Raw genomic sequence first — 2,915 nt, 5'->3', positions numbered from 1 at the left:
TGATGGGATCCTTGCCGAGCACCAACCCATTGCTCGCAAATTTAGAGGGCAGAAAGATTCCTGCGATTCCCTGTCGCTTCGGCCAGCAATGGTCATGGGATGGGGTGGAGTTTCATATTTGGCATCCGTATGCGGATACAGTTTTTGAAGATCAATACCCTAGGAAGCCTAATGAAGTTAGTTGTGTTCTGGAGGTTCGTAATACAAGCACTTCGTTCTGGTTAACGGGTGATGTGGAGAAGCAGGGTGAAGCCGATATCACTGAGCGCTTAACCCAAGAAGCACTCAATGACTTACAAGACAAGGCGCTGATATTCATGGCTCCACATCATGGCAGCAAGACATCATCGTCTCAAGGGCTCTTAACCGTACTAAATCCTGATCAAGCATTTGCACAGAACGGCTATCGAAATCGTTATGGGCACCCACATCCAACGGTCACCGCCCGATATCAAAGTATGAATATTCCTTTCTATCAATCACCAAGCACTGGTGCGCAGGTTTGGGAATTTCCAGCTAAATCGGAGTTAAACCAGAGTGAGCCGATATTTTGGCGCCAGCATAGTCAGCGCCTATGGCATCGAAAAGGAGAGTAGATCAATATAAGCATATGTGATGTGTATGGTGTGTATAATTTAAAAGGAGATCGATGCACAGTAAAAAACTAATTGAGCTATTGAAGAGTGATGGGTGGGTACTCAGTAGGACGAGGGGTTCGCATCATATCTTCATTCACAGAATAAAGGATGGGCATATTTGCATTCCTCATCCTAAAAAGGATTTGGGTCTTGGTTTAGTGGAAAAAATATTAAAACAGGCAGATATCAAGAGGGGTAATAAATGAAATATCCGATTGCAATTGAGCCGGGATCTAGCAAGGAAGCCTGGGGTGTCGTTGTGCCAGATTTGGCAGGCTGTTTCTCAGCTGGAGATAGAGATATTGATGAAGCTATAGAAAACGCAAAAGAGGCTATAGAGATTTGGATTGAGCTTGCATTAGAGCGTAATCAAGAAATACCGAAACCAAGCTCATTGAGGGAGTTGCAAAAGCGGAAAGAATTTAAAGGGTGGGTTTGGGCAATTGTAGAGATTGATCCAGCATTGCTTTCAGATGAAATAGAGCGAATAAATATCACCCTTCCAAAAAGGGTATTGGCTAGATTGGATGCAAAAGCAAAAAAAGCCGGAGAAAACAGATCCGCATTCATTGCACATTTGGCATTAACTGCTTGAGTTGGCAATTAGAATCCTTGGGCACGCCCGTCTAATTGAGAGAACTCAAGGCCATTTAAACGATGACATCGACTTGAGATAAATCCTCAAACGAAGAAACATGTTTAATATGCTTGTGCTTCAATAGCTCTGGAGACTTGGGGTCGATCACAAAGGCCTTATCAGCTAGTAAAAGCATATCAAGATCATTTAACCGATCCCCAATAGCCCAAACTTCAGTGAAACTTGGTTTATTGTTTTTGGAGAGAAATCGTTTAATCACATTACTTTTGCAGGGTTGCAAATTCCCATGACTACGATCAGGGAAAAAGTCTTTATTGAAATTTAAATCTCCGCTACAAATATCGTTTCTAAATCTCAGAGTGTGAGCAATTGCGAAATCTGCAAAAATTCTCTTGCGCATGATTTCAGCGGCAATAAAGTAACTATCAGATATCAGTCCAACCATAAAGCCATTGCGCTTCATTTGATTTACAAATTCAACGACACCAGGCTTAATAGGCATCGACATTGCTACTTTTTCAAATTGAGTTCGATGGGTAAATTTGAAAATTTCTGCAACTTTCTGTTCACGAATAACGGCATCATTTTGATAAAGATTCAGTATGGCTCCTAAAGTTTCCTCGGTATGAGTAAAGCTTGCCAAATCTTGGATAAATTGATTTGGTGTGATGGTGCCATCCATATTTAATAGCACTACTTTGCGACGATCCTTGCGGCGATTGATGATGTAATCAAATGAGGCTGAGGCAAGTCTTTGTTCCTCATACATCTCAGAGATTTGTTCTACATGTAGTCTTCCAGCATGGCGTGAGTAATGATGAATCACGCGAGCTACTTCATTGGCCATGGTTGTAAGGTCTACCAAAGGCTGACTATCATGCTCTAAAGAACCAATATCTACCTCGCAGATACGTGCCCCTTTAAGATGAGCGTCAATAAGAAGACCAATGTCTACACCATAGCCAGATTCAAAAGTGAGCTTTTTAAGTAAAGAAGATTTGGCGGCAATAATTCCACCGAGTGGTTGAGATATCCCAGCTAGTTCTGGAAAAAATACTTTGAGCATGGGTTTGGCAGTTAGTTCAGTAACTCGTCCACCGCCCCTACCAAATTTTGCTTTTACAAAGTCAGCGTCATCTGTAATCAATGGTGCTACCATTTTTGCAATGATATTTTCTTCTAGGCCTGATAGGTCGCCATCTAAAAAAACAATGCACTCATGCATTGCGATCTGAACACCATCAAGCATTGAAGCGCCTTTACCTAGCATTGAGCTCCTCTGTACTTGTGCTCCAGCAGATCGGGCTATTTGGGCTGTGTTATCAATCGAGCTGTCATCAATCACAATGACTTCCCCAGTGAAGGTATCCTTTTGTGCGTATTGAATAACCGACTCAATCGCTTTTTCTTCGTTCAGCGCTGGAATGACAACGCTACAAAGCGCTTGATGTAAGGCGCTTGTTTGATTGGATGTTTCTTGTCTGCGCAAAACCTCTTTGCTTGTCTGAACTGCAATTTGAGATTGAGTGCGAAGAAAATAATTTAATTTTCTCCATAGACGCATTAGAAATACTTTCATGCTCTTCTCCTGTGGAGATATCTGAAGTCAAAGTATACCTAGTGAATGTTGAACTTCTATGGTTCTGCTTGATAGTCGTCTTTCAGGGCTCTAAGTGCAT

General features: G+C 41.9%; 4 protein-coding genes. 3 read left to right on the top strand and 1 reads right to left on the bottom strand.

Features of this window, described 5'->3' with window-relative positions; genetic code table 11:
* From B7Y67_RS14300 to B7Y67_RS14290, 3 genes are all read left to right on the top strand, one after another.
* The coding region (locus B7Y67_RS14300; RefSeq protein ID WP_367227289.1) for a ComEC/Rec2 family competence protein at positions 1-596 on the top strand (596 nt) is incomplete at its 5' end.
* A gap of 53 nt (positions 597-649) precedes the next feature.
* Positions 650-844 (top strand): type II toxin-antitoxin system HicA family toxin, encoded by a 195-nt coding sequence (locus B7Y67_RS14295; protein ID WP_293599216.1) that lies wholly within the window; start codon positions 650-652, stop codon positions 842-844.
* Positions 841-1,233, top strand: coding sequence for a type II toxin-antitoxin system HicB family antitoxin (locus B7Y67_RS14290; protein WP_114653502.1), 393 nt, complete (start codon positions 841-843; stop codon positions 1,231-1,233). The genes B7Y67_RS14295 and B7Y67_RS14290 overlap by 4 nt, the downstream gene beginning before the upstream one ends.
* Before the next feature lie 55 nt (positions 1,234-1,288).
* Here B7Y67_RS14290 and B7Y67_RS14285 read toward each other — a convergent pair whose 3' ends face one another.
* Complete coding sequence (locus B7Y67_RS14285) at positions 1,289-2,815, bottom strand: glycosyltransferase (protein WP_293599215.1); 1,527 nt, start codon at positions 2,813-2,815, stop codon at positions 1,289-1,291.
* Positions 2,816-2,915 lie beyond the last annotated feature (100 nt).

Source organism: Polynucleobacter sp. 35-46-11, from assembly GCF_002281105.1.
This window is presented reverse-complemented; position numbering and strand designations above follow the sequence as displayed.